Source organism: Streptomyces adelaidensis (assembly GCF_016598475.1).
Taxonomy (GTDB): domain Bacteria; phylum Actinomycetota; class Actinomycetes; order Streptomycetales; family Streptomycetaceae; genus Streptomyces; species Streptomyces adelaidensis.
This window is the reverse complement of the sequence record NZ_JAEMUX010000011.1, coordinates 148,613-175,137: the sequence shown is the minus strand read 5'-3', so window position 1 is coordinate 175,137 and position 26,525 is coordinate 148,613. Positions and strand designations below refer to the sequence as shown.

22 protein-coding genes and 2 pseudogenes are annotated in these 26,525 nt (G+C 72.0%); 15 read left to right on the top strand and 9 right to left on the bottom strand.

Translation table 11 applies throughout. The features are described 5' to 3' along the window. Nucleotides 1–52: 52 nt before the first annotated feature. Nucleotides 53–1,342 carry a TerD family protein gene (locus tag I8N67_RS09315; protein ID WP_234045341.1) on the bottom strand — a complete coding sequence of 430 codons (1,290 nt, stop codon included), beginning with the start codon at nt 1,340–1,342 and terminating at the stop codon, nt 53–55. A gap of 316 nt (nt 1,343–1,658) precedes the next feature. Between I8N67_RS09315 and I8N67_RS09310 the strand changes: the two genes are divergently transcribed. The 4 genes from I8N67_RS09310 to I8N67_RS09295 all read left to right on the top strand — a co-directional run bounded on the left by I8N67_RS09310 (nt 1,659) and on the right by I8N67_RS09295 (nt 6,418). Then, a complete protein-coding gene (locus I8N67_RS09310; protein WP_200302125.1) occupies nt 1,659–2,108 on the top strand; it encodes a DUF6643 family protein in 450 nt (149 codons plus the stop codon). A gap of 63 nt (nt 2,109–2,171) precedes the next feature. After that, on the top strand, nt 2,172–2,996 hold the full coding sequence (locus I8N67_RS09305) for an MOSC domain-containing protein (RefSeq protein ID WP_200302124.1): 825 nt from the start codon (nt 2,172–2,174) through the stop codon (nt 2,994–2,996). Between the two features lie 251 nt (nt 2,997–3,247). After that, a complete protein-coding gene (locus I8N67_RS09300; RefSeq protein ID WP_200302123.1) occupies nt 3,248–3,871 on the top strand; it encodes an Rv1733c family protein in 624 nt (207 codons plus the stop codon). A 111-nt stretch (nt 3,872–3,982) separates the two neighbouring features. After that, entirely contained in the window at nt 3,983–6,418 is a 2,436-nt protein-coding gene (locus I8N67_RS09295; RefSeq protein ID WP_200302122.1) for a right-handed parallel beta-helix repeat-containing protein, read from the top strand. Between the two features lie 186 nt (nt 6,419–6,604). Here the strand turns inward: I8N67_RS09295 and I8N67_RS09290 are convergent, their stop codons facing one another. After that, nucleotides 6,605–9,055, bottom strand: coding sequence for a hypothetical protein (locus tag I8N67_RS09290; protein ID WP_200302121.1), 2,451 nt, complete (start codon nt 9,053–9,055; stop codon nt 6,605–6,607). A 292-nt stretch (nt 9,056–9,347) separates the two neighbouring features. On the opposite strand from I8N67_RS09290, the gene I8N67_RS09285 reads away from it, so the two are divergent. Then, nucleotides 9,348–10,178, top strand: a complete 831-nt coding sequence (locus I8N67_RS09285) for a DeoR/GlpR family DNA-binding transcription regulator (RefSeq protein WP_200302120.1) — start codon at nt 9,348–9,350, stop codon at nt 10,176–10,178. A 96-nt stretch (nt 10,179–10,274) separates the two neighbouring features. On the opposite strand, the gene cds1 is transcribed toward I8N67_RS09285, so the two are convergent. Then, the gene (gene cds1, locus I8N67_RS09280) at nt 10,275–11,399 is read right to left on the bottom strand and encodes an L-cysteine desulfhydrase Cds1 (protein WP_200302119.1); all 1,125 of its coding nucleotides are present in this window, start codon (nt 11,397–11,399) and stop codon (nt 10,275–10,277) included. A 353-nt stretch (nt 11,400–11,752) separates the two neighbouring features. Here cds1 and I8N67_RS09275 point away from each other — a divergent pair, with 353 nt between their 5' ends. Both I8N67_RS09275 and I8N67_RS09270 read left to right on the top strand, forming a co-directional pair. Then, nucleotides 11,753–12,076 carry a hypothetical protein gene (locus I8N67_RS09275; RefSeq protein WP_200302118.1) on the top strand — a complete coding sequence of 108 codons (324 nt, stop codon included), beginning with the start codon at nt 11,753–11,755 and terminating at the stop codon, nt 12,074–12,076. A 277-nt stretch (nt 12,077–12,353) separates the two neighbouring features. After that, nucleotides 12,354–12,887: an ATP-binding protein gene (locus I8N67_RS09270; protein WP_200302117.1), complete on the top strand. Its 534-nt coding sequence runs from the start codon at nt 12,354–12,356 to the stop codon at nt 12,885–12,887. A gap of 44 nt (nt 12,888–12,931) precedes the next feature. Here I8N67_RS09270 and I8N67_RS42430 read toward each other — a convergent pair. Beyond that, nucleotides 12,932–13,310 (bottom strand): annotated as a pseudogene (locus I8N67_RS42430) (FtsX-like permease family protein); the annotation flags it as partial. Between the two features lie 316 nt (nt 13,311–13,626). Further along, nucleotides 13,627–13,935: an SHOCT domain-containing protein gene (locus tag I8N67_RS42425; protein ID WP_234045340.1), complete on the bottom strand. Its 309-nt coding sequence runs from the start codon at nt 13,933–13,935 to the stop codon at nt 13,627–13,629. Between the two features lie 195 nt (nt 13,936–14,130). Here I8N67_RS42425 and I8N67_RS09260 point away from each other — a divergent pair, with 195 nt between their 5' ends. Genes I8N67_RS09260 through I8N67_RS09250 form a run of 3 tightly spaced genes read left to right on the top strand, consistent with a single transcriptional unit; the run spans nt 14,131 to nt 15,546 of the window. Then, a complete protein-coding gene (locus I8N67_RS09260) occupies nt 14,131–14,727 on the top strand; it encodes a TetR/AcrR family transcriptional regulator (protein ID WP_200302116.1) in 597 nt (198 codons plus the stop codon). Between the two features lie 52 nt (nt 14,728–14,779). Beyond that, nucleotides 14,780–15,364, top strand: coding sequence for a DUF4865 family protein (locus tag I8N67_RS09255; protein WP_200302115.1), 585 nt, complete (start codon nt 14,780–14,782; stop codon nt 15,362–15,364). A gap of 17 nt (nt 15,365–15,381) precedes the next feature. Further along, nucleotides 15,382–15,546: a DUF1272 domain-containing protein gene (locus I8N67_RS09250; RefSeq protein ID WP_200302114.1), complete on the top strand. Its 165-nt coding sequence runs from the start codon at nt 15,382–15,384 to the stop codon at nt 15,544–15,546. Nucleotides 15,547–15,549: 3 nt separating this feature from the next. Here the strand turns inward: I8N67_RS09250 and I8N67_RS09245 are convergent, their stop codons facing one another. Further along, nucleotides 15,550–17,007: a ketol-acid reductoisomerase gene (locus I8N67_RS09245; RefSeq protein WP_200302113.1), complete on the bottom strand. Its 1,458-nt coding sequence runs from the start codon at nt 17,005–17,007 to the stop codon at nt 15,550–15,552. 90 nt (nt 17,008–17,097) lie between these two features. Here I8N67_RS09245 and ilvY point away from each other — a divergent pair, with 90 nt between their 5' ends. The 4 genes and pseudogenes from ilvY to I8N67_RS09225 all read left to right on the top strand — a co-directional run bounded on the left by ilvY (nt 17,098) and on the right by I8N67_RS09225 (nt 22,407). Further along, a complete protein-coding gene (gene ilvY / locus I8N67_RS09240) occupies nt 17,098–17,970 on the top strand; it encodes an HTH-type transcriptional activator IlvY (protein WP_200302112.1) in 873 nt (290 codons plus the stop codon). A 247-nt stretch (nt 17,971–18,217) separates the two neighbouring features. Further along, complete coding sequence (locus tag I8N67_RS09235) at nt 18,218–20,965, top strand: YfhO family protein (protein ID WP_200302111.1); 2,748 nt, start codon at nt 18,218–18,220, stop codon at nt 20,963–20,965. A gap of 23 nt (nt 20,966–20,988) precedes the next feature. Next, nucleotides 20,989–21,967 (top strand): annotated as a pseudogene (locus tag I8N67_RS09230) (glycosyltransferase family 2 protein). Then, on the top strand, nt 21,967–22,407 hold the full coding sequence (locus I8N67_RS09225; protein ID WP_200302110.1) for a GtrA family protein: 441 nt from the start codon (nt 21,967–21,969) through the stop codon (nt 22,405–22,407). Before I8N67_RS09230 ends, I8N67_RS09225 begins: the two are co-directional and overlap by 1 nt. An 11-nt stretch (nt 22,408–22,418) precedes the next feature. Here I8N67_RS09225 and I8N67_RS09220 read toward each other — a convergent pair whose 3' ends face one another. Together I8N67_RS09220 and I8N67_RS09215 are read right to left on the bottom strand one after the other, a co-directional pair. After that, a complete protein-coding gene (locus I8N67_RS09220) occupies nt 22,419–23,660 on the bottom strand; it encodes an ROK family protein (protein ID WP_200302109.1) in 1,242 nt (413 codons plus the stop codon). Between the two features lie 51 nt (nt 23,661–23,711). Continuing rightward, nucleotides 23,712–24,386, bottom strand: coding sequence for an alpha-ketoglutarate-dependent dioxygenase AlkB family protein (locus I8N67_RS09215; protein WP_200302108.1), 675 nt, complete (start codon nt 24,384–24,386; stop codon nt 23,712–23,714). Between the two features lie 100 nt (nt 24,387–24,486). Between I8N67_RS09215 and I8N67_RS09210 the strand changes: the two genes are divergently transcribed. Next, nucleotides 24,487–25,650, top strand: coding sequence for a methyltransferase (locus tag I8N67_RS09210; RefSeq protein WP_200302107.1), 1,164 nt, complete (start codon nt 24,487–24,489; stop codon nt 25,648–25,650). A 25-nt stretch (nt 25,651–25,675) separates the two neighbouring features. On the opposite strand, the gene I8N67_RS09205 is transcribed toward I8N67_RS09210, so the two are convergent. Continuing rightward, on the bottom strand, nt 25,676–26,449 hold the full coding sequence (locus I8N67_RS09205; RefSeq protein WP_200302106.1) for an AraC family transcriptional regulator: 774 nt from the start codon (nt 26,447–26,449) through the stop codon (nt 25,676–25,678). Nucleotides 26,450–26,525: the final 76 nt, after the last annotated feature.

Sequence of the window (26,525 nt, the reverse complement as noted above, 5' to 3'; positions counted from 1 at the left end):
GTCTAGTCCGGGACCGGGGCTCCTCTGTACAGGGCCCCTTGTACGGGGGTCCCTACTTCCTGCCGGGGGTCCAGTTCATCCCCCACCCGTAGGCGTAGTCGACCGTGCGCTGTGGGCTCACGCCGCGCTCGGGGACGAGGTAGCGGGCCTCGCGCTGGACGATCAGGTCGCCGCCCTGGTTGGTGATGAGGGCGAGGGCGCAGACGGTGGAGGGGACGGTGCACTCGTCGAGGGAGAAGTCGACGGGCGCGCCGTGCTGCGGCTGGAGGGTGACCGTGGCGTGCAGGTCGGCGAAGGAGCGGGCGCCCTCGTAGATGGTGACGAAGATGAGGATGCGCCGGAAGTCCTGCCTGCGGTCGAGGTTCACGGTGAGGTTCTCGCCGCTGCTCACCGCGCCGGTGCGGTCGTCGCCGTCGAGATGGATGAACGGCGGCTGGTGCAGCGCCCCGAAGGCGTTGCCGAGCGCCTGGACGACGCCCTTGCTGCCGTCGGACAGTTCGAACAGGGCGCACAGGTCGAGGTCGAGGTCCGCGTGCATGGCGACGGCCCGGCCCAGCTTGCTGCCCCATCCCTTGAACTGCTTGCGCACCTCCCAGTTGAGGTTCACGCGCATGGCGCCGGAGGTGCCGCCCTGCTTGGCCAGGGAGACCGCCGGGGACTCCTTGGTGAGTGTGACCTTGGTGAGGCGGACCGGGGCGGGGGGCGCGGGCGGCGGGGGCGGAGCGGCGGTCACCGGGGTCGGCGCGGTGACGGGCGGGGCCACGGGTGCGGGCGCGGGCTGCGCCACGGGCGCGGGCGGTGTCGGCGCCGGATGCTGCGGCTCGTCCACGGTGATGCCGTAGTCGGTGGCCAGTCCCACCAGCCCGCTACCGTAGCCCTGACCGACGGCGCGGAACTTCCAGGCGCCCTGGCGTCGGTAGAACTCTCCGAGGACGAAAGCGGTTTCGACGCCGGCGTCCGCGCTGTCGTAGCGCGCGATCTCGGTGCCCGCCCGGTCGTCGAGCACACGGATGAACAGTCCGGGCACCTGTCCGAAGGTGCCTCTGTCCGCCGAGGCGGCCAGCACCACGGTCTCGATGCCGGGCTCCACGCGCGCGAGGTCGACGAGCAGCGCGTCGGTCACCTGGCCGCCGGCGTCCCGCTTGCCCTCGTGGCGGACCGCGCCGGAGGAGTGGGCGGGCTGGTTGTAGAAGACGAAGTCCGCGTCGGAGCGCACCTTTCCACCGACAAGGAGCAGCGCCGAGGCGTCCGCGTCGGGCACGCCCGGTCCGGAACGCCACCCCAATTCCACCCGAAGCGCGGCCGTCGGCACCGCGATGTTCGATCCTTTCGGCATTGACATGTCTGCCCCCATCAGAAGGTCGCCCAGAAGGTCGTCGCCAGGCCGCGTCCCACGCAGTCCGCCGGATCCGGACGGATCCGTTGTGGCGCCAAACCTATTGCCCCGAGCCCCGGAACCCCCAGGACCCGTACCGAAAGATCCGTGGCCAACCGCCGGTAACCCGCCGGGAACTCGGCCTTTACACGACCAGAACGCACTTTTCTGCCCTTTTTCGCCGAGTTCGCTCGCATTGAGGATCCGACGTCACGGCCGACACGGAAAACAACCCTCTTATCGGTCTCCCCAATCAGCACATCGTGGGCTTACCTTATGTGCCATGACCTCCCCCCGCTCCACCTACGGCGGCGGTTACTACTCCGCCTCGTCCTTCGCGGACACCCCGATCTACGACTCTCTCGTTGCCGAGCGGGGAACCCCTCAGATCGCCCCGATCCGGGTCCCCGCCCAGTACGACATCCCGGGCAGCAATCTGCCCGCGCTGCCGTCGGCGCTTCCCGCGCTGCCCGCGGGCCCCTCCCAGCAGTCCCCCGCCTACGGTTATCCGCAGGCCCAGCAGCCCTCGCCGCTGCAGCAAGCGCCGAACGCGTACATCCCGCAGCAGACCTCGGGACCGCGTGGATACCCGGGCGCCCAGCCGCAGCAGCAGCAGCGCCCGATGGGCGGCAACACGGGCTACGAGGCCATGCGCCCCGCGGCTCCGCGTCCGGCCCCGGCCGCGCCGTACCAGCAGGAGCCGTACAACGGCCAGCAGTACCGGGGGTACTGAGCGGGCCGGAATACTCCGCGTATTCCGCGCGGGGTTGTCCGAGCCTCCTGGCAGGATGACTCCATGGGGAATCCGTCACTGCACTCGATCCATGTCCACCCGCTCAAGGCGGCCCGGGGCTTCGCGCCCGACGAGGCCGCCGTGGAGCCCTGGGGGTTGGCGGGCGACCGCCGCTGGGTGCTGGTCGACGACTCGGGCAAGGTCATCACTCAACGTCCACATCCGCGAATGGCGTTGGCCGCCGCCGGGCTTCTGCCCGGCGGCGGTCTCTTGCTGTCCGCGCCCGGCCGTGACCCGCTCACGGTCCGCGCGCCCGAGCCCACGGGGACGACGACGGTGGAGATCTGGCGGGACAAGGTGGAGGGAGTCCCGGCCGACGGGGCGGCGCACGCCTGGTTCAGCGACTCCCTGGGCATCCCCGTCCGGCTCGTGCACCTCGACGACCCGGCGACCCGCCGCCCGATCGACCCCGAGTACGCCCGCCCCGGCGAGACCGTGAGCTTCGCGGACGGCTACCCGCTGCTGCTCACCACTCTCGCCTCGCTCGACGCGCTCAACGCCCTGGTCGCGGGCGGCGACCACCCCGAGGAGGGCCCCCTGCCCATGAGCCGCTTCCGGCCGAATGTGGTCGTCGACGGCACGGAGGCCTGGGCCGAGGACGGCTGGCGGCGCGTCGAGATCGGCGAGGTCTCCTTCCGGGTCGCCACGATGTGCGGCCGGTGCGTGGTGACCACCACCGACCAGGACACCGCCGAGCGCGGCCGGGAGCCGCTGCGTACGCTCGCCCGCCATCGGCGTTTCGGGGACAAGCTGGTCTTCGGGCAGAACCTGGTCCCGGAATCCGGGGGCACGGTACGGATCGGCGATTCGGTGCGCGTAGTCGAATAGGCCGGCTGGGTCGGCGCCGGATCTCGATGAGATCTGGGCGGTCTTGAGGAAACCCCGCTTCCCTCTTGAAAACTCAACCTTCTACGATTCGGTTCAGGCGCGGGGAACACAAGCCCCGCGCCTGACCGTTGAGCCTTTGTGAGAAGTTCATGAGAAGGCCGGTCGGAGGGTGATCTCGCTCTCTCTTGACCGGGACCGCGCGTGGACGGCTCACCCCGGGGCTATCACGGACGCGGAGGGGGGTGTGGGTCGTGCGGGCGATCGGTGGACTTCGGGCGTTCGGCGGGCTGTGGCGTTGGCGGCACAATCCGTTGCGCCGGACGACCGATCTGGTCGAGGCATCGCTGGCGTTCGCGACCCTCGTGCTGATCCTCGTCGTCGCGCCCCTGGTCGGCGCTCTCGTCGGCACCACCGCCCAGGGGGCTCTTCAGCAGGCCGTGCGGGACCAGCAGGAGTCCCGGCACCGGGTGACGGCCACCGTCGTCAAGAAGGTCGACGGCTCCCCGCTGGACCCGGACCCCGAGACCTCCACGACCCGCGACCGGCAGAGCCGGGTGGTCGCCGACTGGACCGGCCCGGACGGCACCGACCGCCACGGCACGGTCATGGCGAACCTCAAGACCCCGCAGCCGGGCGACCACTTCACGCTGTGGACGGACGGGCAGGGCCGGACCGTGGGCCGCCCCCTGGACACCGCCACCGCGACGACGCACGCGGTGCTGGCCGGCTTCGGCGCGACCATGCTCGCCGCGGGGTTCGTCGAGGGCGGCAGACGGCTGATCGTCTGGCGCATGGTCCGCCGCCGGTACACCCGCTGGGACCAGGCATGGGACAGGGCGGGACCGGACTGGGGCAGGACGGGAACGGGCAGCTGACCGCCTTTCCACTCCGGTCAACTCCCCCTGCCCGCGCACGCTACGGTGGACCGACCAGCCGAACTGTTCGGCATCGACCCGCGTTCCACGAGGTGGGGGCACAGCAACGCCATGGCACAGGGCACGGTCCAGGTGACGCACACCGGAACATCGCGGTGGCGGCGCCGTACGGGTGAGTACACGTCGCTCGCCGCGGCCCTGGAGGCCGCGAGCGACGGCGATGTGCTCATCGTCGCCCCCGGCACGTACCGGGAGAACCTCGTCGTGCGGCGGGGGGTCACACTGCGCGGCCCGGAGGGCTCGCCCGGCTCGGTACGCATCGCGCCCGTGGACGGGGTGCCGTTGACGGTGTCCGCCTCGGCCGTGGTGCAGGATCTGCACGTGGAGGGCCAGGACTCGGCGGCGCCCGCGCTGCTCGTCGAGGACGGCACGCCGGAGCTGCTGGACCTGCGGATCGTCACGCGTTCCGCGGCCGGCATAGAGGTGCGCGGCGGCGCCCGCCCGACGGTCCGCCGCTGCACGGTCGACAATCCGGCCGGCATCGGCATCGCCGTGGTCGACGGCGGCGGTGGCGTGTTCGAGGAGTGCGAGGTCGTCGCGGCCGGTCAGGCCGGAGTCGCGGTGCGCGGCGGCGGCCATCCCCGCCTGGAGCGGTGCCGGATCCACCACACCTCGGGTTCGGGCCTCACGGCGACCGGCGAGAACTCCGCGCTGGAAGCGGTCGGCTGCGAGATCTACGAGGTGCGCGGCAGCGGCGTCCAGATCACCGGCCGGGCCACGGCCCATCTCACCGACTGCGATGTGCACCGGACCACGGCGGACGGGGTCACGCTCGACACGGACGCCGTGCTCACCCTCGCCGACTGCCGTATCCACGACATCCCGGAGAACGCGGTGGACCTCCGCTCGCGCTCCGTCCTCACCCTGACCCGCACGACGGTGCGCCAGTTCGGGCGCAACGGGCTGTCGGTGTGGGACCCGGGCACCCGCGTGGACGCCAACCAGTGCGAGATCTTCGACAGCACCGGCGACTATCCGGCCGTCTGGGTCAGCGACGGCGCGACGGCGGTGCTGGAGTCCTGCCGGGTGCACGATGTGCCGGACGCGCTCTTCGTGCTGGACCGGGGTTCGCGCGCCGACGTCGTCGACAGTGATCTGTCGCAGGTGCGGAACACGGCGGTGTCGGTGAGCGACGGGGCGACCGCACAGCTCGACGACTGCCGGATCCGGGACGCCGCGACAGGTGCCTGGTTCCGCGACCACGGCAGCGGCGGCACCCTCAACAACTGCACGGTGGACGGCACCCAGACCGGCGTGATCGTCACCAAGGGCGCGGACCCGACCATCGAGCGCTGCACGGTCACCTCGCCCGCCGAGGCGGGCTTCTATGTCTCGGCCGGCGGCCGCGGCAGCTTCCTCAACTGCCGGGTGACGGGCAGCGGCGGCTACGGCTTCCACATCATCGACGGCAGCCGGTCGACGCTGCGCAAGTGCCGTACGGAGCGCTGTGCGCGCGGCGGCTACGAGTTCGCGGAGGGCGGCACCGGCACGGCGGGCGGCGGCCCGGTCGTCGAGGACTGCACCAGCGACGAGAGCGCGGGCGTGCGGCCCCCGGCGCTGGAGACCGCCACCCAGACCACCACCCTGTCCCCCGGTGTGCTGGGTTCGCTCCCGGCCCAGCGCACCACCGAGCAGCCGTCGGCCGTGGCGCCCGCCGCCGAGCCCGAGGAGCCGGCGCGGACCTCGAAGGCCGTGCTCGGTGAACTCGACGCGCTGGTCGGCCTGGAGAGCGTCAAGCGTGAGGTCCGTGCCCTCACGGACATGATCGAGGTGGGCCGCCGCCGCCAGCAGGCCGGTCTCAAGGCGGCTTCCGTCAAACGCCACCTGGTGTTCACGGGCTCCCCCGGCACCGGCAAGACGACCGTGGCCCGTCTGTACGGCGAGATCCTGGCCTCGCTCGGCGTCCTGGAGAAGGGGCATCTCGTCGAGGTGTCCCGCGTGGACCTGGTCGGCGAACACATCGGCTCCACCGCGATCCGCACCCAGGAGGCCTTCGAACGGGCCCGTGGCGGTGTGCTGTTCATCGACGAGGCGTACGCGCTGTCGCCGGAGGACTCAGGGAGGGACTTCGGCAAGGAGGCCATCGACACGCTGGTCAAGCTGATGGAGGACCACCGGGACGCGGTGGTGGTCATCGTCGCCGGGTACACGGCCGAGATGGAGCGCTTCCTCACCGTCAACCCCGGTGTCGCGTCCCGTTTCTCCCGGACCATCACCTTCGACGACTACGTCCCGGACGAGCTGCTGCGCATCGTGGAGCAGCAGGCCGAGGAGCACGAGTACCGGCTGGCGCCGGGTGCGGGCGAGGGGCTGCTGAAGTACTTCACGGCGATCCCCAAGGGCCCGGCCTTCGGCAACGGCCGCACCGCGCGGCAGACCTTCGAGGCGATGGTGGAGCGCCACGCCAGCCGGGTGGCCCAGGTCGCCGAACCGAGTACGGACGAACTGACGTTGCTGTACGCGGAGGACCTGCCGGAGCTGCCGTAGCACCCGTCGCACGGCGGGGAGGGATCCGGAGGGAAACCCGAGCGCCGAGTGACCTGGCCGCCGGAATGGGGCGTAGGCCTGGACCCACGTGGGGTGGGCGCCGGCACGCGCGCGTCCTGCGAACTCCCTGCGACAGACCGGCACTCGGCGAACCTCCGGCCCTGGCCCGCGCCGGACGGCGGCATCCTAGGACCGGCGTGGGCCCGGCACGTCCGGGCCCAGCCGGTCCAGCAGCCGCTTCCGCTCCGCGGCGAACGCCGGGTCCGCCTGGTAGTCGGAGTGGCCGAGGATCGGGGCGGGCAGGGGGTGCGCGCCGGTGCGGCCGTAGGCGAGCGGGTCGTTGAACGGCTCGGCGTCGACCTGCGGCCCACAGGCGCTGGTCAGGCGCACGGGGCCGCCTATGGGGTCGGTGAGGCGGTACAGGTTGCGCCAGCAGTCGACCTCGCGGTGCAGCGAGGCGAGCGGCTCCGGGCCGAAGTGGGCGGGGAACCAGCGGCCGTACAGCCGCTCCAGCGGTGAGCCGTAGGTGAGCAGCGCGACCCGCTTGCGGACGGACGGCGTCAGCTGCCAGGCGGCGGCCGCCGCGAGGACACTGCCCTGGGAATGGCCGGAGAGGACGAGACGGCCGCCCGTGGTGCGCGTCCAGGTGGCCATGCGCCAGGTCAGGTCGGGCACGGCCCGCTCGGCATAGCAGGGCGGTGCGAACGGGTGTGCGGCGCGCGGCCAGAATGTGCCCACGTCCCAGAGGATGCCGATCGTGCGGCGCGCGGAGGCGTCCTTGTAGGCCCGGCGCCCCCAGGTGACGAACAGCAGGAAGCCCACGCCGATGAGCCAGGACCCCAGCGCCTGGGCGGTCTGGGCGCCGCCCTCGACGAAGGCGTACGAGCCGTGCGCCGCCCGCGCCGGTGTCGCGCGCGCCATCAGGGAGCCGGCCAGGGCGCCCGCGCCGAGGAGCAACGTCACGGTGGAGGTGATGCCGACGATGCGGGGCGCCCGGTCGGTGAGGGCGGCCATGGCCCGGGTGCGCGCGATACGGCGGGTGCGGGCGGCGTCCTGGGACTCGGGTTCCTCCTTCGCCGGCTCTTCGCCCGGTGGCTGCTCCGCTCGGCGCTCGTGGTGCTGCCCGCCCTCCACCAGGCCGTACTCGTGTTCCACCGCCGCCGTCTCCGCGCGGCGCAGCACCCAGGTGCGGCGGGCCAGCCAGCCGAGGAGGCCGAGGACGACCAGGAGGAGAGGCGGGATGACGGAGGCCTGCCAGGTGAGGAGGACGGGTGGGCCGGGCAGGGCGTCGTCGGTGCCGCCCAGCCAGTCGGCGACGCGTTGGGCGACACCTGCAGACATGACGCCGCCGAGGGCGCAGGCGAGCATCGCCACGGCGGGGCCGGCCAGGCCGTACATGGCGGTGCGCGGGTCCGGGTGGGAGCGGTACAGGGTATGGGCGACCACGCCGAGCGCGATGACGAGCACGCCCTGGACCAGGGTGATCCCGCCGAAGGTCAGGTCTCCCGGCAGCCGCCCCGCCGACGTCCAGCCGGGGCGCGACCACCCGGCGTGGATGAGGGCGAGGACGAGCAGGGCGATCGAGGCGGCGGGCAGGCGGCGCACCAGGTGTTCGTCCAGGTCCTTGTCGAGGCGCCGCTCGCTGCGGCCCCGGCGGCAGACCACCCACACCACGACGACGGCCAGCAGGACGAGCGCGGCGTTCAGCAGCCAGCCGAGGAGCTCCAGGGCGGTGGGGCCGCCCGCCCGGCGGTCGTGGCGGGCCGCGGACGTGCCGACGGCCGCCGCGACCGTCAGGAAACCGGCCGCCGCGTGGGCGGCCCGCAGCCTGGCCACCAGGCGGCGCCCGTACCAGAAGCCGGGGCGGCCGAGAGCGACCTGCGCCGTGTCCTCCTCGCGCTCGGCGTGCTCCTCCTGTTCGGCGTCGTCGCGGTCCATGGGGCGCTGGGACTCGTACTCGCTCCAGGTGCGGTGGGACAGGTACCACAGGAGGGCGGTCAGTGCGGTGGGCACCAGGGCGGCCAGGGCGAGGCGGCGGCCGGGCCGGCTCCACCAGCCGTCGTCGGAGCCGGCCGGGGAGAGGAATCCGAGCCAGGTGTGCGCCTCGGCGCAGGCGCGTGCGCCCGCGCACTGCCAGGCGGTCAGGTCGAGGGCGACCTCGCAGGCGGCGGCGACGAGCAGCACGGTCAGGGTCAGGCCGGTCAGACGGACGAGGAGGCCGTAGAGGCGGACCGCGCGTCGGCGGTCGCGGGCACTGGGGCGCATCCAGTGGGCGAGGTTGACGACCATGAAGGGGAGCAGCAACAGCCACAGGGCGCGGGAGCCGTTTCCGGAGGTGAGGTTGCACCACACATAGGCCTCGGGGACGGGCTTGCCGCGGTAGTCCTCTGGGCGTGCCTCCGCGTCGGCGTCGTCGATGCGCCGGAAGACGGCGGCCGTGTCGTCGCCGGTGATCCGGACCGTGCGCGGGTCGTCCAGCATGCGTTCGGGGGTGGTGCCGCCGACGCCGTGGACGAGGAGTTCGAGGGCGTTCCCGTCCGTCGTGAACCGGCCAGTGTCCCGGTGCTCCGGTACTTGTGTGGCTTCCGGATGTTCCCTGAGTTCCGTATGTGTCGTATGTTCCGTCGCACGATCCACTGTTCCGCTTCCCCCGTGATGCGCCGCGAGTCAGATGTGCTGTGCAGGCACAGATGATCGCCGCTGAGCGGGGCTCGTACACCTGTGGTCACCGAATCTCCTCGATCCATGTGATAGTGGCGGGCGCGAGGAACGGAGCGTGACGTATCCGTGCCTGTGCGGGTAGTGGCGTCACCGCTTGTGGGGCGTGCGAACATGGGACGTCCTCGGGACCGGGGGCTGGGGAAAGTGCTCGTCGGAGGGGGTATCGGAGGCGTGTCGGGCGTGATGGGGCGAAAGGACCGGAGCGGGCGTGAGTGAGAACCAGAACCTCCTCGCGGAGCAGCGCCGTGCCTTGATCCTCGACGAGGTGCGACGGCGGGGCGGGGTCCGTGTCAACGAGTTGACGCGCAAGCTGGGCGTGTCGGACATGACGGTGCGCCGGGATCTGGACGCGCTCGCCCGCCAGGGCGTGGTCGAGAAGGTGCACGGCGGCGCGGTGCCGGTGGCCGAGGCGAGCACGCACGAGCCGGGTTTCGAGGCGAAGTCCGGGCTGGAGCTGTCCGCCAAGGAGGACATCGCGCGGGCCGCCGCGGAGCTGGTCGCGCCGGGTTCCGCGATCGCGTTGTCGGGCGGTACGACGACGTACGCGCTCGCGCACCGGCTCGTGGACGTGCCGGATCTGACCGTGGTGACGAACTCGGTGCGCGTCGCCGACGTCTTCCATGCCGCCCAGCGGACGTCGGGACCCCGGCAGGGTGCGGCGACCGTCGTACTCACCGGTGGGGTGCGGACGCCGTCCGACTCGCTGGTGGGGCCGGTGGCCGATCAGGCGATCGCGGCGCTCCACTTCGATGTGCTGTTCCTGGGTGTGCACGGGATATCGGTGGAGGCTGGGCTGTCCACGCCGAATCTGGCGGAGGCCGAGACGAACCGGCGGCTCGTGCAGTCGGCGCGGCGGGTCGTGGTGGTGGCCGACCACACCAAGTGGGGGACGGTGGGGCTCAGTTCGTTCGCCGCGCTGGAGCAGATCGACACCTTGGTGACCGACGCGGGGTTGGCCGCGCAGGCGCGGGCCGAGATCTCGGAGCATCTGCGGCGGCTGGTGGTGGCCGGGGAGGCCGAGGACGGCGCCGATCTCTGAGGCATGCCGGGTCCCGGCCGGCTGTTGAAAGCCATGGCCCAGTAGGGCGCTTCTGATGGATCTCCCGCGACGCCGCGGAGATCCATCAGATGGGCCCTAGTTCCGCCACACGCCCGTCTCCAGCAGCGCGTCGATGGCTGCCGAGTACGGTGCGATGTCCAGGCCCTGTTGCGCCAGCCACTCGTCCGAGTAGTACTTGTCGAGGTAGCGGTCGCCGGGGTCGCACAGGAGGGTGACGACGCTGCCCCGGCGGTTCTGGGACACCATCTCGGCGACGATCTTGAGGGCGCTCCACAGGCCGGTGCCGGTGGAGCCGCCCGCCTTGCGGCCGATGGCCCGCTCCAGGGCCCGTACGGCGGCGACGCTGGCGGCGTCGGGGACCTTCATCATGCGGTCGACGGCGCCGGGGACGAAGCTGGGCTCCATCCGGGGGCGGCCGATGCCCTCGATACGGGAGCCGCAGTCGCAGGTGACGTCGGGATCGCCGGTGGTCCAGCCCTCGAAGAAACAGGAGTTCTCGGGGTCGGCGACACAGATACGGGTGTCGTACTGCATGTAGTGGACGTAGCGGGCGATGGTCGCGGAGGTGCCTCCGGTGCCCGCGGTGGCGACGATCCAGGCGGGCTCCGGGAAACGCTCCAACTGGAGCTGCCGGAAGACGGATTCGGCGATGTTGTTGTTGCCCCGCCAGTCCGTGGCCCGTTCCGCGTAGGTGAACTGGTCCATGTAGCGGCCGCCGGTCTCCACCGCGAGGCGGGCCGACTCCTCGTACATCTTCCGTGAGTCGTCCACGAAGTGGCAGCGGCCGCCGTGGAACTCGATCAGGCGGATCTTCTCGGGGCTGGTCGTGCGCGGCATGACGGCGATGAAGGGGACGCCGATGAGTTTGGCGAAGTACGCCTCGGAGACGGCCGTGGAGCCGCTGGACGCCTCGATGACGGGGCGGCCCGGCCGGATCCAGCCGTTGCACAGGCCGTACAGGAAGAGGGAGCGGGCGAGGCGGTGCTTGAGGCTGCCGGTGGGGTGGGTCGACTCGTCCTTGAGATACAGGTCGATGCCCCATCTCTCGGGCAGGGGGAAGCGCAGCAGATGGGTGTCGGCGGAGCGGTTGGCGTCGGCCTGGACCTTGCGGACGGCTTCTTTGAGCCAGGTCCGGTACTCGGTGTCGGTGTGGTCGACATCGAGGGTCGCGTCAGGGCGGGCGGGGTGGGGGGTGCTCACGGCGTGCTCCTCACGCGTTGCGCCGACGGCGGATCGCGGCGTCGGACGTCCCGATGATAGACACCTTCCGCAAGCTTCTCACCTGCATAAACATACCTTTGAGCACCTCAAAGGCACTCCTGTGGCAGCGATGCGCGGGGCGCATGGGGGGCGCATGCCGCGCGTGCGCCGGAACCCCGCCCCCGACCCTCCATGCGCACTGGTGCTCGACGCGGCGGACGTGCAGACTTCACCGCAGGGGCCGGGTCGGTGCCACAGGGTCACCCAGGGGAAGGCGACCTCGGGCACACTGGATCACGGTCCGCCACGGATCACCACTGAGGACAGCCGAGCGCACTAGGGGGCGGGGCAGCATGGCGGAGCCGGAGTTCACGGCCACGGGCGTGCGGATCGGAAAGAGGCTGCGGCAGCTCACCCGGGCGGGCCAGGTCCGGATCGAGGACGGCCGGCTGCAACTGCTGACCAGTTACGGCAGCGAGATCGACAGCGCCCCGGTACAGGCGGTACGCGCCTCGAAGCCCTGGTTCGGAGACGAGGACCGGGCGATGGCCGACGTCAACGGCACCCGGTACACGCTGACGCTCAACGAGCAGGACCCGGCTCCGGGAAAGCCCGGGCCGCCCTCGGCGCGCCGGTTCATAGAAGCGGTGCGCAGGGCCGCGGGGCGCAGCGGCTGACGAACCGCGAGTTGCGGGACCGGACCCCCTGAGCCACTCTGGTCTCACATCACTCTGGGTTTACCGGCGATAACGCTGCGAACCAGCCCGCCGGCCACGACAGCGGGCGGCGGACGTACGCAGCCACCCCAAGAGCAGGCGACAGCCATGGCGGTCGCCCACAGCAGGCGGCAGTCGTAGGCGGCCGCCCCCACAGCAGGCGGCGTTTTTCGCCCAGCCACCTCGCTGGATCCGTACTCCGATCTTCTTCCGGACTCAATTTCGGGGAGTCGCAGCCGTGATCAGCCAGCAAAGCAGGCACTGCACGGTGGAGCTCCAAGCCCTGCCGTCGCGGATCGGCCAGGTCCGCAGAATCGTATCTGCGCAATTGCGCTACTGGCATCTGGATCCCTTGATAGACCGGGCCGCACTCGGCGTGACCGAGCTGCTGTCCAACGTCCACCGGCACGCGGAGCCGGACAAGATGTGCACCGTGGAGATGGAGTTGCTCCTCGGCCGGCTCACGGTCTCGGTGCACGACAACGACCCCCGTCTCCCGGTCGTCCAGGACGCGGAGGCCTTCGCCACCTGCGGCCGGGGTCTCGCGATGGTCGCCGCGGTGAGCGAGAGCTGGGGTGTGCGGCCGCACGGCGAGTCGGGGAAGATCGTGTGGTTCACCCTGCCGGCGTCCTCGGCCGCGGTGCCGAAGATCTCGCCGTACGACGTCGGGCAACTGCCTGACACCGGACAGACGTACGACGCCGGACGCAGGCCCGCCGCGCGTGGGCGCAGGTCCGAACACGCTCCCGCCCGGTCGGCCGTCGCAGGCTGACCGGGCGGTGACCACCCTCTCGTCGTCGTACGTCGGTCGGTGGCTCACTCGGTGGCGACGGCGCGCGGGATGTCCAGGCGTGCCGCCCGCCTCGCCGCCGGAGCCCTGGCAGGGCTCCGGCGGCGAGGCCCACGAGGCCCACGAAGCCCACGAGGCCCACGAGGCCCACGACCGTGAGGTGCGGCAGTGGCATCGCCAAGGCGAAGACGCTGTCGCTCTCACCGTCGGAGGCCTTGACGAGGATCCACAGCCGAGGAAGGCGCCGAGGGCGAGGCCGCCCGCCGTGCCGAACGCGGCGACCAGGACCGATTCCCGGGGGACCATGGCCCGCAGCATGGCCCGCAGTCGGGACCGGGTCTGTCCGACGGCCCGACGGAGCAGGCCCAGCTCGCGGGTGCGCTCATGGAGGGCGAGCGTCAGCGTTGGCGATGGGAAGGGGACGTTGACCGTCGCGAACCCCGCCGCACTCGGCGCCCTCTTCGACCTCGGCGACGTACGGGGCTCGCTCGACGGCCTCGGCACCGACGGCATCGCCGTCACCGGCAACGAGGCCGACAAGCAGGGCCTGAAGCCCGGCGACCAGGCCGAACTCACCTTCGCCGACGGGCAGAAGGAGATTACCGTCCGAGCCGTCTGCGGCCGGTCGGAACTCACGGGCGACTACGTCATCACCCGCGCGGCCTGGATGGTGTACGGCTCCGGCGACACGGCGGTACGGGCCCTGGACGGGGCGGGGTGGTCATGCCGTACCGCCCTTGGAGGCCGGACCGAACTGCTCGTCCAGGACGGACAGCCTCCGCCAGTACTCGTCCTCGTCGATCTCGCCGGCGGCGAAACGGCGGCCGAGCAGCGCGATCGGGGAGTCGCCGGAGGGCCGGGGGCCGCCGTACGGGCGTGAGCCGTCCGCCGCGCGCCACGGGCCCGGGCGGCCGCGCCAGACGGTGCGGCGCAGCAGGGTGACGGCGCCGACGACGACCGCCGCCCAGATCAGCGGGAGGACGAGGATCCAGGGTCCGGGGCCACCGTCCCAGTTCGCGAGGGTCTGCATCTCGAACTCATCTCCTAGGTCGCGTTTTTCCGAGATGACTTGAGGCTCTCGCCGGGAGGGGGTTCGGGTCGTCGTACGGTCAGCGGCAGCGGGCGTACCTCCTCCGGAGTACGGCGGGCGCCGGGGTCTGCTTCCCAAGGTCTTGGGCTCCCGGACTCTCGGGCTCCCGGACTCTCGTTTTCTGTAACTACTAGTATGTACAGTGAGGGCATGAGCACCCCGGAGCGTCTGATCGAGTCCACCCGTGAGCTGCTGTGGGAGCGCGGCTATGTGGGCACCAGCCCCAAGGCCATCCTGGAGCGGTCGGGGGCCGGGCAGGGCAGCATGTACCACCACTTCAAGGGGAAACCGGACCTCGCCCTGGCGGCGATCCGGCGGACGGCCGAGGAGCTGCGGGCTACCGCCGAGAAAGTACTCGACGGGCCGGGCTCCCCCCACGAGCGCGTCGAGGCGTATCTGCGGCGCGAGCGGGACGTGCTGCGCGGCTGTCCCGTCGGGCGGCTCACGATGGACCCGGACGTGATCGCGAGCGACGAGCTGCGCGCGCCGGTGGACGAGACCATCGACTGGCTGCGTGAACGCCTCGCCGGGCTCGTCGAAGAGGGCAAGGAGAAGGGGCAGTTCGCGCCGGAGCTGGACGCGGAGGAGATCGCCGCGACGATCGTGGCGACCGTGCAAGGCGGTTACGTACTGGCCCGCGCGTCGGGATCGCCGGCGGCCTTCGACGCGGGCGCCCGGGGCCTGCTCGCCCTGCTCCGGCCCGGACGACGGACCGCCCGACAGACCACCTGATAGACCACCTGATAGACCACCCAGCGGCCCTACACCCCTGCGGAGCCATTCGATGCACGCCATGCAGTACGAGATCACCCTGCCCGCCGATTACGACATGGACGTCATCCGCGCCCGCGCGACCGGCAAGGGCCCCCTGCTGGACGACTTTCCCGGGCTCGGGCTGAAGGCGTACCTCATGCGGGAGCGCGGGGTCGGCGGGTCGCCGGTCAATCAGTACGCCCCGTTCTACCTCTGGAACACACCGGCGGGCATGAACTCCTTCCTCTGGGGCCCCGGATTCCAGGGCCTGTCCGACGACTTCGGGCGCCCCCGCGTGCGGCACTGGACGGGACTGGCCCACGAGGAGGGCGGCTCCGCCGGTGCCGTGCCGAGGATTGCCGTGCGCCGCCGGTGGAGTGTGCCGGAGGGGGTACGGCTCGCCGACGTCGCGGCGGAGGCGGTGGATGAGGCGGGGCGGCTGGCCTCGCTCGACGGGGCGGTGTGCGCGGCGGCCGTGCTCGACCCGGACCGCTGGGAGCTGGTGCACTTCTCACTCTGGGACCACGACGTGCCGAAGGCCGAGGGCGAGGTCTTCCAGGTGCTGTACATGAACACGCCGGAACGCGAGCGGCTGCCCCGGGGCCGGCAGTGGTGACCGCCGACGCACCGAGGATGGGGGATGACTGCGAGACGGCCGCCCTGCCCGCCGACGGCCCGGCCCGTATCTGCTCGTACGAGTGCACCTTCTGTGTGCCCTGTGGTGAGGCCATGGGCCAGGTCTGCCCCAACTGCGGTGGGGAGCTGGTGGCCGGACCCCGCCGCCGGGTCGCCGCGTAGGCGTCACGCCACGGAGATGTCCACGGGCGGGCGGAGCTTCGCCGCCGCGGCGAGCGCCTCGTGGACCGGGTGGGCGTCGAAGGCCGCCAACAGGTCCTGATCGGCGGGTCGTTCGACGGCCGGATAGGCGATCTGTTCGTAGGCGGCCTGGAAGCGGGGGCCCCAGCGGCGGGCTCCGAGGCGGGCCGTGCGGGAGCAGTTGTCGACCATGTACGCCACGTCGCGGGCGTGCATGTAGGGCAGCAGGGAGTCGACGGCCTCGATGACGGACTCGTTGACGATCTCCGACCAGGGGTGGCCGCGCTCGGCGAACTCGTCGATCTGGGCGGTCATGGTGGCGACGAGGACCCCGGCGGTGAACGGGTCGACGGGCAGCTCCCGTTCGCTGCGGCGGGCGCGCACGCGGTCGCTCACGGACCACATGAGTGAGCCCCCGATCCCGCTCATCGGGCGGGCGCCGAGGCGTCGTTCGGCCAGGATCACACTGCGCAACTCGGTGCCGTCGGCCACCTCGTCGTAGATCTCCGCGACGATCTCGCGGGCGGGCCCGTACGTGGCCGTGTACGCGCGGTCGAAGATGTCCCGGCCGGCCGTATCGAGGCCCTCGCGCACCGAGCGGAGCCCGGCCTGGGAGATGGTGCGGGCGAGGGGGCCGGTGATGTTCTCGCAGGAGCGCTCGTACGCGGTCACCTCGTCGTCCCCGGCGAGACGGCGGCGGGTGTACAGGCTCTCGACGATGCCGTGGACGGCGCCGAGCAGGATGGCGCGCTCGCCGACGATGTCGGAGAGGTACTCGCTCTCCAGGGTGGTGCGGAAGGTGTACGGGGAGCCGAGCGCGACCGACCAGGCGAGGGCTCGGTCGGTGGCGTGGCCGTCGGGGTCGGCACGGACCGCGTAACTGCTGTTGATCCCGGCGCCGTTGATCTCCGCGCCCTGCTCGTAGAGGCGGCGGACCGAGTCGCCCATGCCCTTGGGGCAGACGGCGATGACTCCGTGTCCTGGCGGGAAGTCGCCGCCGGTCTCGTGGAGGTGGCCGAGGAGGAAGCCGTGGGAGAGGCCGATGGTGGCGCCGGGCTTCAGGGCGGCGAAGATCTCCTGGTGGTGGGCGGCGAGTGCCGCGTCGGCGATCAGGAGGATGACGAGGTCGCTGTCGGCGGTGACGGCGAGCCAGTCGCCAAGGGTGCCGTCCGCCTCGGTGAAGCCGTGGGTGCGGGCGTCGGCGGCCGAGGCGGAGCCGGGGCGCAGGCCGACGGCGACGGTGATGTCGGTTGCGGCGAGGGAGTCGCGCAGGTTGCGGGCCTGGGCCCGGCCCTGCGGTCCCCAGCCGATGACACCGATGCGGCGCACCCCCTTGAGGGCCCCCGACAGCAGCGGGAAGAGGTGGCGTCCGCCGCGCAGGACGGTCTCGGTGCCGCCGGGCACCGCCATGGTTTCGAGGGCGAAGACGGTGGAGGTGGTCATGGTGGAGTTGTAGGGTCCGGGCGAGTGTTGCGGCAAGCGCAACCTTTGCAGCGGAGTGTTGCACCATATGAAAGACACAGGTGAGCGTGGATGCGGGACGACCGTCGTGAGCTTCGGCTGTTCCTCCATCTGGCGCGGACTCTGAACTTCGGCCGGACCAGCCTGGACTGCCATGTCAGCCCGGCGACCCTGACGCGTACCGTGCAGCGGCTGGAGTCCGACCTCGGGCACCGGCTCCTCGACCGTGGGCCGAGGGGTGTCTCGCTGACGGCCGAGGGGCACCGCTTCCGCGAATACGCCACCGAGGCACTGGAGTTGTGGCGCGCGTACCGCGAGGAGCATCCCGACCCGGCCGAACTCACCGGGCGACTCGCGGTGTTCGCGACGGTGACGGCGTGTCAGGCTCTGCTGCCCCGACTGCTGGCGCCCTTCCGCCGGGCCCACCCGCAGGTCCGCCTGGATCTGCGCACCGGTGACGCGGCCGCCGCGCTGGCCCGGCTGGACGAGGGCGAGGTGGACGTGGCGGTCGCGGGCATCCCGACGCGGCTGCCGGAGTCGCTGGCAGGCCGGACGGTGGCGACGACGGACCTGGTGTTCGTCACCGCCCGCGACCGCCCGGACCCCGGCCTCGACGGCCCCTTCGTGCTCCCCCACCGCGGCCTGGTCCGCGACGCCGCCGACCGCTGGTTCCGCGCCCACGACAGCCGGCCCGAACTCGCCGCCGAACCGGAGGGCCACGAGGCGCTGCTGACCCTCGTCGCGCTGGGCTGCGGCACCGGCGTGGTCCCCCGGCTGGTGCTCGACCACAGCGCCGTGCGCGACCGACTCGCGGCGATCACCACCGGCACACCACCGGAGCCGTTCCCGATCGGGCTGTGCGTGCGGCGGGCCGATCTGCGGCGGCCCCAGGTGGCGGCGCTGTGGAGTCTCACGGCGGAGGCCGACCGGTCGTCCGAGGGATGACCTCCAGAGCCGGGTTAACCTTCCGATCACTTTGAAGACAACTCCCATCTCCGCAATGGCAATTGCCCGTTCTCCATATCCCGCCCCATTCGGAATAATTACTTTCACTTTCCTCCGGCGGCACAACCTTCGTCGATCGCCGGGCCTCTAATTCGGCGAATCGTTGATGTGCGGGGAATGACGACCCCGGACGAGATGCCGGGCACCGCGAGATGCCTGGCATCCCAAATTCGGGGGGCCGTCGAGAATGAAGTGGATTGCCGAGCGTTCCGTCGCGGCCACCGGGCCGCGGGGAAAAGCCGCTTTGCTCGCCGCGCTGCTCGCCGCCGCGTTCACCGTCGCCGTGCTGTGCGCCGCCGACGTCGTCGCCCGCAGCTACCCCTTCGGGCCGCGCACCCGGGACGTCAACGACCTGGGCAACCAGTACGTGCCGTTCCACGCGCACCTGTGGGATCTGCTGCACGGCAGGGCCGACGGCGGGCTGCTCGTCAACTGGCGGTCCGGGTTCGGTGCCGGCTTCCTGCCCGACCTCGGCACGTATCTCAGCAGCCCGTTCGCCCTGCTCGTCGTGGTGTTCCCGAGGGACGGGATCGACCTCGCGGTGTATGTGATCACCCTGGTGAAGGCGGCGTCGGCCGCTGCCGCCATGGCCTGGCTGCTGCTCCGGCTGCGGCCCGGCCGCTCGTGGGCGGCGGGGCTGCTGGGTTCCTCGTACGCCCTGTGCGGCTGGGCCCTGGCGGACTCCCTGTACAACCCGATGTGGCTCGACGGGCTGGTCGCGCTGCCGCTGCTGTGCCTGGTCGGCGAGTGGGCGACGCGTGGACGGCGGCCGGTGCTCGGGGTGGTGGTCGTGGCGCTCGCCTGGATCGCCAACTTCTACACGGCGTACATGACGACCCTCGCCGCCGCTCTGGTGCTGCTGCTCCGGCTGTGGCTCGGCGACTTCACGCGCCGGCAGCGGCTGCGGGCGGCGGGCCGCGCCGCCGTGACCGTCGTCCTCGGTATGGGGCTGGCCGCGCCGCTGGTGGCGGTCGTGTACTTCGGCACCCGGCACGCCCATCCGGGCCGGGTCCGGCGGTTCACGCCCGTTCCGGCCGAGGACCTGCTGGCCCGGCTGCTGCCAGGGACGTACAGCTTCGGGACGCCGGCGGTGTTCGTGGGCACCACGGCCCTGCTGCTCGCGCTCGCGCTGCCCTTCCATCGGGCGGTCCCCGGGCGGGTGCGCGCCGGGTGGACGCTGCTGGTGGTGGCCGTGGTCCTGACGATGCAGTGGGGGCCGACCCATCTGCTCTGGCACGCCTTCGCCACTCCGCAGGGCAGCTCGTACCGCCAGGCCTTCGTGCTCTGCGCGCTGCTGGTGATCGCCGCCTGGCACACGCTGTCGTACGGCGTTCCCGGGCCGCGTGCGCTGGGCGCGGCGGGTGCGCTGCTCGCGCTGGTGATCGCCCTGGCGAGCGGCAGCGAGCGGACGATTCGGTACTTCAGCATCCCGCTCGCCCTGGTCGCCGCTGTCGGCGCGCTCGCCGGGCTGGCCCTGCTCGGGCTCGGGAAGCGTGGCGGCCAGCGGGGCGGCAGGCCGTTGGCCGTCCTCGCCGTGGCCCTGCTCGTGTGTACGCAGTTCGGCGAGACCGCCGTCACCGCCGCCGCCGACACGCGGCTGCGGCTCGGGCACCTGGACGACTACGCGCCCTGGGGCGCGCGGCAGCGGGAGCAGGCGGAGGCGATCGCCGGGGCCGACGGCTGGCCTCGGTACCGGACCGACCCGGGCCGGGAGCAGACCGTCGGCAACGATCCGCTGCTCGTGGGCGGCCAGGGTGCCCAGTACTACAGCAGCCTCACCTCCGACGTCCTCAGCCGCACGCTCACCGCGCTCGGGGGCGGCTGGACCTCGCGCGGGCGGAACGTGCAGAGTCTGGACAACGCCGTCACGGACGCGATCTTCTCCGTGGGCGCCCGGGTGCACTCCCCGCCGGACCCGCATCAGAACTGGTTCCCGCAGGCCGGCGGCCGGACAACCGTGACCAGGCAGGACGTGCCGCCGCTGGTGACGGTACGGCCGACCGCCGGCCCGGCCGCCGACGGTGCGGGCCTCTCCGACGCCGACGGTGGTACGGACCTCTCCGACTTCGGGCCGTCGCCCTACCGCAACCAGGAACTCCTGCTGGGCTCGCCGGTGTACACCGTGCCCCGGCTCACCGTGCGCACCGCGACCGGGAAGCCGCCGTCGCCGAGCGACGACGGGCGGCCGGGTGTGCGCGTGGGCCCCCTGCCCCATGTGAACGCCGCGCGGAAGCCGACCATCACGGGCAGCTGCCCGGCCGGGTCCGAGTTGTACCTGTGGGCGCCGCACCTCTCGGGCACCGCGCGGCTCGCCGGAGGTTCCGCCTCCACCGACGGATCGGCCGGGGCCCTGACCGGGCGGTTCCGGTCCGACCAGCCCGTCACCAAGATCGCCTCGATGCAGCGGCTGGGCATGGTCCCGGCCTCCGGACGGTTCCGGATCGACCTGTCGCCGGACCGGACGAGCCTCGTCCCGGACGGCGCGGTGGGGTGTCTGGACACCGCCCGGCTGCGCGGCGCCGTCGAGGGACTCAAAACCACCGGCGCGACGAGCGTGCGCGTGTCCGACGGGACCGTCCGGGCGGAACTCCCCGTCGGCAGCACGGGCATCGCGGTCGTCGCGGCGCCCCGGATCTCCGGCTGGCGCTGTGCCGCCGACAACGCCCCCGCCGTACCGGCCAAGGACCACTACGGGCTGATCGCCGTACCCCTCTACGGCTCCGCGAGCAGCGTGACCTGCACGTTCCACCCGCCAGGACTGCGCCTTGGCACGGCGGTCGGGGCCGTCTCGCTCACCGCGACGCTCCTGATCGGCGTGACGGGCGCGATCCGCCGCCGACGGGCCGGGGCGGGACCCGCCCCCGCCTCCCCGACCACCCTTCGACCCACGCCCGACGACCCGACCGCACGCGAGCGCATGACCACTGCTCGCTAGACCAGCGCCCCTGGGGGAGAACCATGCTCATCTCGATCGTCGCACCCTGCTACAACGAGGAAGCCGTCGTCGCACGCTTCCACGAAGAGATCCAGAAGGTCGCGGAGGAACTGCTTCCGCTCGGCCACGACATGGAGTTCGTCTACGTCGACGACGGCAGCCGCGACCGCACCCTCGCCGCCCTGAAGCAGCTGGCCGAGCTCGACGCACGCGTGCGGTACGTCTCCTTCAGCCGCAACTTCGGCAAGGAGGCGGCGCTGCTCGCGGGGCTGCGGCACGCCTCGGGGGACGCGGTGATCGTCATGGACGCCGACCTCCAGCACCCGCCGGAGCTGATCGGCCACATGGTCGCGCTGCGCGAACAGGGCCACGACCAGGTCATCGCCCGGCGCACCAGGACCGGCGACCGCTTCCTGCGCACCGCCACCGCCCGCCTGTACTACCGGCTGGTGAACCGCGTCGTCGATGTGGAACTCGTCGACGGCGTCGGCGACTTCCGGTTGCTGTCCCGCCGGGTGGTGGACGCGGTCCTGGATCTCACCGAGTACAACCGCTTCTCCAAGGGCCTCTTCGCCTGGGTCGGCTTCCCCGGCACCACCTTCGAGTACGAGAACGCCGTACGTGAACACGGCCGCAGCTCCTGGAGCTTCCGATCTCTGCTCAACTACGGGCTCGACGGGCTCCTCTCCTTCAACAACCGGCCGCTGCGCGCGGCCCTCCACCTCGGTCTGTGTCTGCTGGTGTGCGCGGGGCTCTACACGGCGTGGATCGTGGGTGCCGCACTCGTCAACGGCGTGGAGACGCCGGGAATATGTCACCATCGTGACGGCGGTCACCGCCCTCGCCGGTGTTCAGATGATCATGCTCGGGGTGATCGGGGAGTACACCGGGCGGATCTACTACGAGGTGAAGGGGCGCCCGCACTTCCTGGTGAAGGCGACCAACGTGGAGCAGACGGAAGGCCGCGCGGCGTGCAGCACGACCAAGGACCTCATTCGCTGATGTACACGGCACCGCGTACGGAGACGTCCTCGGAGGGATTCCGTCCGGCACCGGAGCGTCGGATATCGGGCCAGATCCTCGCCTTCGCCCTGGTCGGTGTCGTCAACACCCTGATCTATTACGGCCTTTACCTGTTGTTCCTCGATTGGCTGCCATATCTCGCCGCCCATGTTCTGGCGTTCACCGTGAGCATGACGGGTTCGTTTTTCCTGAACGCGCGATTCACCTATCGGACGCGCCCGACCTGGCGCAAATTCCTGCTGTTCCCGCTGACCAATGCCACGAACTTCCTGATCACGACGGCGGGTGTGTATGTGATCGTGGACGTGCTGCATGCCGGGAACCGGTTCGCCCCGCTGCTGGCGTCCGGCGCGGCGATTCCGGTGACCTTCGTGGTGTCCCGGACGATCATGCTGCGGGGCACCCTGAAGGCGCCCTGAACAGCGGGGTCTCAGGCCAGTGCTCCCAGCGGGTCGTCGAGCACCGGCTGCCACGCCAACTCGGCGGCGCCCACCAGGCTGTTGTGGTCCAGGGTGCAGGCCAGGATCGGGGCGACCCCGGTCTCCCGGCCCCACAGGCTGCGGTCGGCGACGACGGCGCGCAACCGGTCGGGGTCGGCGTCGAGGAGGTGGCGGTGCATGCCGCCGAGGATGATGCGGTCGGGGTTGAGGATGTTGACCAGGCCCGCGAGGCCGAGGCCGAGGCGGTCGATGAGGGCCTCGGTGGCCGCGCGGACGCCCGGGTCGGCGTACTGGGTGCGGATCAGGTCGTTGGCCTGGTGCAGCAGTGAGATCTCGGGGCCGGGGTCTCGGCCCGCCGCGTCGAGGAAGGCCCGGGGATCCGCCTCGACGTCGAGGCACCCTCGGCTGCCGCAGTGGCAGGGGCGGCCCTCGGGGTTGACGGTGAGGTGCCCGACTTCCAGGGCGAGGCCCGAACTCCCGGTGTGCAGACGGCCGTCGAGGACCAGCGCACCGCCGACGCCCCGGTGCCCGGTGGCCACGCACAGCAGGTCGCGGGAGCCGCGTCCGGCGCCGTGCCGGTGTTCGGCGAGGGCGGCGAGGTTCACGTCGTTGGCCGCGAACGCGGGCCCTTGGATGCCTGCCGCACGGACCTGGTCGGCGAAGATCTCCCGGACCGGCGCCCCGGCGGGCCAGGCCAGGTGCAGCGGGTTGAGCGCCAGCCCCGCCGGTTCGGCGACCGCGGACGGTACGGCGAGCCCCGCGCCCACACACCGCCGGCCGGTCTCCCGGAGCAGTTCGCCGCCCGCGTCGACGACCGAGCCGAGCACCTTCGCCGGGTCGGCGTCCACGGTCTCGCAGCCGGGGGCGGTGGCGACGATCCGTCCGCCGAGCCCGACCAGCGCGGCCCGCCAGCCGTCGGCGTGCACCTGGGCGGCGAGGGCGACGGGCCCGTCCTCGGCGACTTCGAGGCGGTGCGAGGGCCGGCCCTGCGAACCGGCGGCCGCTCCCGGGTGCGCGTCGACCCGGATCAGCCCCAGCGCCTCCAGCTCGGCGGCGACGGCACCCGCCGTGGCTCGGGTGACTCCCAGCTCGGCGGTGAGCACGGCCCGGGTCGGTGCCCGTCCGGTGTGCACGAGTTCGAGTGCCGGACCGAGCGCGCCCCTCCCCCGGTCCAGCCGCGTCCGCGTCGTCGTCCCTTCGCCCGCCGCCTTGGGGGCCGCCTTCCCGTCCATGAGGGCGAGTCTCCCATGATCCGCACGGCGGCGGGCCCCGCCCGGTGAGCCTCAGCCGGCACCGAAGCCGCTGGCCCGCAGGGTGATGTTCAGCCGTCCGGTCAGCCCCAGCCCGGGCGGTGCCGTCCCCTCGTAGACCCGGGGCACCCCGTGGTACGCCTGCCGGGACGCCCCGCCGAACACGAAGAGATCACCGCTGCGCAGCTCCACGTCCGTGTACGGCCGGGCCCTCGTCCCCGTGTTGCCGAAACGGAAGACACAGGTGTCACCGAGGCTCAGCGACACCACCGGCGCGTCCGACTTCTCGTCACTGTCCCGGTGCATGCCCATACGGGCGTCGGCGTCGTAGAAGTTGATCAGGGCGATGTCGTACGCGGCCGTCGCCTCCACCCCTCCGAGGGCGTCCTCGACCGCGCGCCGGCCCAGCTCGCCGAGCCGTTCCGGGAACGGCTTCACGGGCGCGCCGTCACCGTCGACGACCGTGCGGGCGTACCCGTACGGATACCAGTGCCAGCCGAGGCAGACCTGCCGGGCGGTCATAGTGCCGCCGCCCGGGGTGCGGACCGTGCGCAGTCCGGCGGGCGGCCGGGCCCAGGCACGGCAGGCCGCCAGGAGCCGGCGCTGATGTTCCGCGTCCAGCCAGCCCGGGACATGGACCGCGCCCGGCGCGATCTCCGTACGGCCCCGGGGGAACAGCTCGGCGTCCGTGGCGTCCGTGGCGTTCATGGGGTCCATCCTCACGCATCGCCGCTCGGAGCAAGCCGGCGAAGGCCGACGAAGCCCGGCGAGCGGGCGTGAGCTGGGGCTCGGTTAGCCTGGGCACACGATGAGCGACCGTATGACCGCGCCCTGGGGCGAATACGCCCTGGCCCGCTTCCCCGAGGACCCTCGTGACCGGCTGCGCGCCTGGGACGCGTCGGACGCGTATCTGCTGCGCCATCTCACTGAGAGCGGGACGCCGTTGGACGGGACGGTGGTGGTCGTCGGTGACCGCTGGGGCGCGCTGACCACGGCGCTCGCCGGGCACCGGCCGACCCAGATCACCGACTCGTTCCTGAGCCGGGAGGCGACGCGGGCGAACCTGGAGCGCAACGGCGTCGAGGCGGACTCCGTACGGCTGCTCACCACGCGGGACACGCCCCCGGACCGGGTCGACGTGCTCGTCGTCCGGGTCCCCAAGAGCCTCGCGCTCCTGGAGGACCAGCTGCACCGGCTCGCCCCCGCAGTGCACGAGGGGACGGTCGTCGTCGGCACCGGCATGGTCAAGGAGATCCACACCTCGACGCTTCGGCTCTTCGAGCGGATCCTCGGCCCGACCCGTACCTCCCTCGCCCAGCAGAAGGCGCGGCTGATCCTCTGCAAACCGGACGGGCGGACCGCGCGGGCGCGAGGGAACGATCCGTGGCCGTACAGGTATGAACTGCCGGACGACGTAGGCCTGTTGGCCGGGCGTCCCGTCGTCAATCACGCGGGTGTGTTCTGCGCCGACCGGCTCGACGTCGGCACCCGGTTCTTCCTGCGGCATCTGCCGCGCGAGCAGGGCCCGGGGCGGGTCGTGGATCTGGGGTGCGGCAACGGCGTGGTCGGTACGGCGGTCGCAGTGGCCGATCCGGGCGCCGAGGTGGTGTTCGTCGACGAGTCGTACCAGGCGGTGGCTTCGGCGGAGGCCACGTACGGGGCGAACCTGCCGGACGCCGAAGGCAAGGCCGAGTTCCTGGTGGGCGACGGGCTGGAGGGGTTCGGGCCGGAGAGTGTGGACCTCGTCCTGAACAACCCGCCGTTCCACTCCCACCAGGCGACGACCGATGCCACGGCCCGGCGGATGTTCGCCGGGGCACGGCGCGCGCTGCGGCCGGGTGGTGAGCTGTGGGTGGTCGGGAATCGGCATCTGGGCTATCACGTGCAGTTGCGGCGGATCTTCGGGAACAGCGAACTCGTCGCGAGCGACGCCAAGTTCGTGGTGTTGAAGGCGGTCAGGCGGGATTCGTAGGCCCCGGGCTCAGGCACCGCAGGACTCAGGCACCGGTCCCGCGCAGGGCTCTCGGTGAGGCGCCCAGTTCTCGGCGGCAGGCCTTGTTGAAGGCCTGGAGGTCGGGGATGCCCACGGAGGCGGCCACGGCGGGGATGGAGAGGGTGGTGGCGCGGAGCAGGTGGTGGGCGCGTTCGAGTCTTCGGTGGCGGATGTAGGCCACGACCGTGCCGCCCGTCTCGGCGCGGAACAGCCGGGTCAGGTGGTTGTGGGAGACACCGGCCGCGCGGGCCACGTCCGGGATGGTGAGCGGGGCGGCGAGGTGGGCCTCGATGTGGGCGATGGCGGTGGTGACCGCCGGGTGCGGGCCGGAGTCCGTCACGGCGGACGGGGTGAGGTGGGCGACGCGCCACAGGGCGGTCCAGATCTCGGCTCGGGTACGGTCGGCCTCGCTCGGGGCGGCGGCCACCGCCTGGAGCAACAGGTCGGTGAGCGTGAGGAGTTCGGGGCCCGCGTCCTGTACGACAGGAACCGTGCGGGGCGGTCCGGCCGGGGCGATGCGCAGGTGGGCGAAGAGGTGTTCGGAGCGGCCCCGGTAGCGGTAGCGGACCGTGGTGCCGGGCGGTACGAGGCTGACCCGGCCGGGGCGGATGGCGTGGGCCGTGCCGTCGACGGTCAGTTCGGCCTCGTACTGGTAGAGGTGCAGCTGCCACAGCTCCGGCAGCCGGAACACGTCCGTGCGCCCGGCGACGCCGTGCACGCCGACACCGATGAGCGCGACGACGGGCGGCTCACCGAGGTGGATCTCCGTCTCCCGCATGACGGGAAAGTATCAGTGACGGCCGTCACACTCAGGCCCCGGCCCCGGGCCCGTCGCATCGCGAAGCGGTCACATT